The organism is Phenylobacterium sp., from assembly GCF_035276905.1.
Lineage (GTDB): Bacteria > Pseudomonadota > Alphaproteobacteria > Caulobacterales > Caulobacteraceae > Phenylobacterium.
Genome location: NZ_DATELG010000165.1, coordinates 1 through 5,473, shown reverse-complemented (window position 1 = coordinate 5,473; position 5,473 = coordinate 1). Strand labels below are relative to the sequence as shown.

General features: G+C 71.0%; 4 protein-coding genes. 1 reads left to right on the top strand and 3 read right to left on the bottom strand.

Annotation, left to right across the window (positions count from 1 at the left end):
• Window positions 1–287: 287 nt before the first annotated feature.
• From VJS38_RS07630 to VJS38_RS07620, 3 genes are read right to left on the bottom strand one after another with little or no spacing between them, the layout of a single operon-like run.
• The gene (locus VJS38_RS07630; protein ID WP_324087555.1) at window positions 288–1,817 is read right to left on the bottom strand and encodes a DHA2 family efflux MFS transporter permease subunit; all 1,530 of its coding nucleotides are present in this window, start codon (window positions 1,815–1,817) and stop codon (window positions 288–290) included.
• A gap of 14 nt (window positions 1,818–1,831) precedes the next feature.
• Window positions 1,832–3,001 carry an HlyD family efflux transporter periplasmic adaptor subunit gene (locus VJS38_RS07625; protein WP_324087554.1) on the bottom strand — a complete coding sequence of 390 codons (1,170 nt, stop codon included), beginning with the start codon at window positions 2,999–3,001 and terminating at the stop codon, window positions 1,832–1,834.
• A 24-nt stretch (window positions 3,002–3,025) separates the two neighbouring features.
• The gene (locus VJS38_RS07620; protein ID WP_324087553.1) at window positions 3,026–4,462 is read right to left on the bottom strand and encodes an efflux transporter outer membrane subunit; all 1,437 of its coding nucleotides are present in this window, start codon (window positions 4,460–4,462) and stop codon (window positions 3,026–3,028) included.
• 132 nt (window positions 4,463–4,594) lie between these two features.
• Here VJS38_RS07620 and VJS38_RS07615 point away from each other — a divergent pair, with 132 nt between their 5' ends.
• Window positions 4,595–5,197, top strand: a complete 603-nt coding sequence (locus VJS38_RS07615; RefSeq protein ID WP_324087552.1) for a TetR/AcrR family transcriptional regulator — start codon at window positions 4,595–4,597, stop codon at window positions 5,195–5,197.
• Window positions 5,198–5,473 lie beyond the last annotated feature (276 nt).

Below are 5,473 nucleotides of genomic sequence, written 5' to 3'. Positions count from 1 at the left end.
TCTCCACCGGCTTCAACTCGGAGCTGCAGGGCTTCCGCTTCACCCTGCTGGAGCCCGACGAGGCGCGATTCGAGACCATCCTGCAGACCCTGCGCGGGGCGCTGGCGGACTATCTGGCGAGCGACCTCGCGGAGACGCCTGCGCAGGCTCGGCTGGCGGGCGCGGCGTAAGAAGCAGCCCATCCCCAAACACCGGTCTTCCCCGCGAAAGGGGGCGGACGTCGCCATTCGGCCGAGGCGTCGGTTCCGGGCGGCGCCATGACTTGTGACGAGGCGCCGCCCGGACCTTCAGTGCACCGCGCTGGTGTCCGCGACCCGCGTCGGCCGAGGTGCGATCCAGACGATCAAGGCGCCGATCACGAACAGCACGGCGACGGTCGCGAAGATCTGGTTGGTCGCCAGCATGACGCTTTGGCCGTCGACCATCTGCGCCAGGGTCTCGCGGGCCTGCTCCGGATCGAGGCCCGTCGCGGCGAGCTGGTCGATCGCCCCCTGGGCGTCGTTCAGCGCGCCGGCCAGCTCCACGTGATTGCGCGTGGCGCCGTTCTCCCAGGCGGTCTGCACCAGGGACGTGGCGAAGGCGCCCGAGACCGTGCGGCAGAAGTTCATCACCCCGGCCGCGCCCGCGGTCTCCCGCTCGTCGACGCTGGAGAGCGCCAGCCCCATCGCCGGGACGAAGAAGAAGGGCAGGCCCACGCCCTGGATCAGCAGCCAATGGGCGATGGAGAAATAGCCCATCTGCGAGGTGGCTTGACTGCGCATCACGGTGATCAGCGCCATCCAGACCAGGCCCAGGAACACCAGCCGCCGGCTGTCGATCTTGGCGGAGAGGCTGGCGGCGAACGGCGAGGCGGGGACGGCGAACACGCCCAGAAGCGCCGTGACGTAGCCGGCCCAGGTCGCCGTGTAGCCCATGTTCTGCTGCAGCCATAAGGGCGTCAGCACGCTCATGCCGAAAAAGGCCGCAAAGCCGATGCTGAGCGCCGCCACGCCCGCGCAGAAACCGCGATGGCGGAAGACCCTGAGGTCGACGATCGGCTCGACCGCGGTCAGCTCCCAGATCAGGAAGGCGCCGAAGCCGACGGCGGCCACCACCGCCAGGACGACGACGAAGGACGACTCGAACCAGTCATGGTCCTTGCCGACGTCGAGCATGATCTGCAGGGCGCCGACCCAGACGATCAGCAGCGCCAGTCCCACCACGTCGACCCGCGTGCGTACGGTCGGCGTCTCCTGGCTGCGCAGCAGCCGCAGGGCGGCCGCGACGCAAAGCGCCGCGATCGGCACGTTGATCCAGAAGATCGATGCCCAGCCGACGTTGTCGCACAGCGTCCCGCCGAGGATCGGCCCGACGACCGGCGCGACCAGAGTGGTCATGGCCCAGAGCCCGGTGGCGGCGCTGGCGAGCCGTTTCGGAAAGATCTGCAGCAGCAGGGTCTGGGAAAGCGGCATCAGCGGCCCGCCGCACAGGCCCTGCAGGACCCGCAGCAGCACGAGCACGCCCAGCGAGGGGGCCAGTCCGCAGAGGAAGGAGAAGATCGCGAAGCCGATCAGGCCGGTCAGGAACACCCGGACCGCGCCGAAGCGCCCGGCCAGCCAGCCGGTGAGCGGCACGGTGATCGCCTCGGCCACGGCGTAGGAGGTGATCACCCAGGTGCCCTGGCTCGGCGAGACGGCGAGCGCTCCGGCGATGTTGGACACCGAGACGTTGGCGATGGTGGTGTCCAGCACCACCAGGAAGTTCGAGACGGCCAGCACCAGGCCGCCGATCGCCAGGGCTGGGCCGCTCAGCGGCTGGGGGGAAGCGTCGGTGCGCATGGCGGCTCCTCCCGTCAGCTGCGGGTGTCGATCACGGCCTTCATCGAGAGGCCGACGCGGAGGGGGTGGGCCTTCAGCTCGGAAGGCGCGACGGCGATGCGGACCGGCAGGCGCTGGACGACCTTGATCCAGTTGCCGGTCGCGTTCTGGGCGGGGATCAGGGAGAAGGCCGCCCCGGTGCCGGCCGAGAGGCCGACGACCGTGCCGTGATAGGTCACCGAGCCGCCGTAGAGGTCGGCGGTCAGGGTGACGGGCTGGCCGAGCCGGACCTTGTGCAGCTGCACTTCCTTGAAGTTGGCGTCGACATAGGCTTGGCCGATCGGGACCACCTGCATCAGCGGCGCGCCGGCGGCGACGCGTTGGCCGACCTGCACGTTGCGCCGCGCGACCACGCCGTCGATCGGCGCGCGGATCACCGTCCGCGCCAGGTCGAGCCGGGCCTGGTCCACCTTGGCGCGGGCGGCGGCGACCTCCGGATTGGCGGCCACGCTGGTTCCGTCGGTGAGCACCGCGTTGGCGGCCAGCGAGCCCACGGCGGCGTCGCGGTTGGCGCCGGCCTGGGTCTGCGCGGCCCTCGCGGAGTCGTAGGCCGCCTCGGCGACGGCGAAGGCGTTCTGGGCCTGGGTCAGCTCCTCGCCGGACACCGCGCCGGTCGCGGCCAAGGCCTTGCGGCGTTGCAGGTCGATGCGGGCCCGGTCGAGGTCGGCGCGGGCGGAGACCACCGCCGAGGCGGCCCGGCGCTGGTCGGCGCCGCGCGCGGCGACCTGGGCCGTCAGGCTCTGATCGGTGGCCAGGTAGCCGCGCACCCGACGTTCGGCGCGGGCGAGCTCGGCTTCGGCGGAGGCCAGCGCGATGCGCGCGTCGCTGTCGTCCAGCACGATCAGCACGTCGCCCTGGCGCACGGCCTGGGTGTCCTGGACGGCGACGCGGCTCACCGGGCCGCCGACCAGGGGCGTCACCTGGGCCACGTCGGCGTTCACATAGGCGTTGTCGGTCTCGACATGGTGCGAGCCGACCAGGAGGTACCAGCCGCCGTAGCCGGCGCCGGCCGCGGCCAGGGCTGCGGCGAAGCCGGCGAACAGCCGCTTGCGCGTGCGCTTTGCGGCCTTGGCCGGAGGCGGCGCGGCGGTCTCCAGCCGGGCGGTGGCGGGCGCTTCGACCTCGTCGAGTTCGGTGTCGTACATGGCGTAAGCTCCGGGAAGGGAAATTCAGGCGGCCTGGAAGCCGCCGCCGAGGGCGCGCACGAGCGCGACGTCGAGGGTGAAGGCGCGGGTCTCGAGGTCGCCGACCGTGCGCTGGTCGGCGATCACCGCGTCTTGCGCGGTGAGCACGTCGAGGTAGGTCGCGAGGCCGCCGCGATAGCGTTGCAGGGCGAGCGCATAGGCCGAGCTGGAGGCCTCCAGGGCCCGGCGGCTCTCGCCCAGACGTGCGTCGAGCGCGCGGCTGCTGACCGCGGCGTCGGCCACGTCCTGCAGGGCCCTGGCCACGGCGGCGTCATAGCTGGCGACCGCCAGGTCGCGGTCGGCCGCGGCCCCGCGGTAGTTGGCTCTGAGGGCGCCGCCCCGGAAGATCGGCAGGCTGAGGGCCGGGCCGATCGCGCCGATCTGCGAGCCCGGCTTGGTGAAGAGGTCGAGGCCCAGGGACTGCTGGCCGAAATAGGCCGCCAGGTCGACGTTCGGATAGAATTCGGCCTTGGCCGACTTCACCCGCTGGGACGCGGCCTCCGCGCGCAGCCGGGCGGCGACGATCTCGGGCCGGCGGCCGATCAGGTCGGCCTGCAGGTTGGCCGGCAGGCCGAAGGCCTTCAGGGCGCCGACCTTGGGACGGGCGATCGCCAGGCCCCGGTCCGGCCCGGCGCCGAGCAGCGCGGCCAGCCGGTTGCGCGTCAGGCCGATCTGCTCGTCGACGGCGGCGAGCTCGGCGCGGGCCGAAGCGAGCCGGGCCTGCGCCTGCTCGCTGGCGCTGCGGTTTTCCAGCCCGTTGGCGAACCGCTGCGCGGTCAGCTCGGCGGTCTGGCCGCGGATGCGCACCGCGTTCTCGGCGGCGTCGCGGTCGGCGAACTGCTGGGCGAGGTCGGCGTAGGCGGCCGCGACATTGGTCGACAGCACCAGCCGCGCCTCCGCGGCCTCCGCGCGCGAGGCCTCGGCTTCCGACAGCGCCGCGGCGAGGGCCGCACGGTTCTTGCCGAAGAAGTCGAGCTCCCAGGAGAAGTCGATCGTCGCGCGGGCGCTGTCATTGTAGCCGTGGGGCGTGAAGGCCGGCGGGACGCCGTTGTTGTAGCTCTGCTTGGCCGAGACGTAGGACCCGTTGGCCGTGACCGACGGCAGGAGCGCAGCCTTCGCCTGGCCGGCCTGGGCCTCGGCTTTGGCGACCCGCGCGCGGGCCTGGGCAAGGTCCGGCGAGGCGGCCAGGGCCTCTTCGACCAATCCGTTCAGCTGGGCGTCGCCATAGGCGGTCCACCAGCGGTCGTCGGGCCAGCTCGTGGTCGGCGCGGCGAAGCTCGCCTGGGCGACATAGGCCTGCGCCGGCTTCATCGCCGCCGGCGGCCCCAGCGAGGGAACGGCTGCGCAGGCGCTGAGCATCGCCACGGCGGCCGTCGCCAATCCCATCCGCAAGGTCGTCCCGGGCCGGGGTTGAACACGCATCGAACCGCTCCATTTCTAGACCGTACAGACTGGTCTATTCATGGCGCGCGTGACGGCGTCAAGTGAAAAGTGTACAGCTAAGTCTAAGAATGGCCTCGGGTGGGGCCTTGGGGCCTGGGGGGAGGAGCCAGTTTGCGTCTCAAGACCGAAGAAAAGCGCAGGGCCATCATTGCGGCCGCGAAGGGCGTCTTCCTCGAGCGGGGATACGACGCGGCCTCGATGGCCGAGGTCTCGGCCCGTGTCGGCGGCTCCAAGCAGACGCTCTACAGCTATTTCTGCTCGAAGGAGGAGCTGTTCGTCGCCGTCATCCTCGAGACCAGCGTCACGCTGTTCCAGCCGCTGTTCGCGAACCTTTCCACGGACGGAGACCTGCCGGCCGCGCTGCACGATCTGGCCGTCTCCTTCCTGCGCCTCATCTGCCAGGACGAGATCGTCGCCTATCGGCGGATCATGATCGCGGAAGGCGCCAAGTCCAGCCTCGGACGTCGCGCCTTCGAGAGCGGCCCGGAGCCCGGCTGGAAAGCCTTGGCGGAGATCTTCCGGCGGGCGATGGACGAGGGGCGCATGCGCCGCACGGATCCCTGGCGGGCGGTGTTCCACTTCGTCGGCCTGTCCAACGCCGGTCCCCCGGAGCGCCTGCTGGAAGGCGCCGTCGAAGCCGTCTCCGACGAGGAGTTGGTCGAGACCGCACATTCGGCCATCGACGTGTTCGTCCGGGCCTACGAGGTGCGCTGAGACGTCAGGCCGCCGCTCATCGCTGCCGGACGGCGGACGTTGGCGGCCCGGGAGGGTGCGCTGAAGGCTTGGCGGAGCAATGGCTTGGGGTGTCAAACTCGGCGTGCGCCGAGTGATAAGATTCAATGACTTAGGTCGTGAGTGTCAAACCAGCTCGCTGGGCGCCCAGCGGCTCTCCAAGCTTGGCGCCGACAAACGCCAGGAGAATGTTCTCTATTTGTTCTGGACCGGCCGCGATTCCCATGATCGAATAGCGGTTGTGGCGGTGAATGCGCT

Coding starts and splice junctions, on each gene's coding strand:
- VJS38_RS07630 (WP_324087555.1), bottom strand. CDS start 1,817: ATGCGCACCGACGCTTCCCCCCAGCCGCTGAGCGGCCCAGCCCTGGCG.
- VJS38_RS07620 (WP_324087553.1), bottom strand. CDS start 4,462: ATGCGTGTTCAACCCCGGCCCGGGACGACCTTGCGGATGGGATTGGCG.
- VJS38_RS07625 (WP_324087554.1), bottom strand. CDS start 3,001: ATGTACGACACCGAACTCGACGAGGTCGAAGCGCCCGCCACCGCCCGG.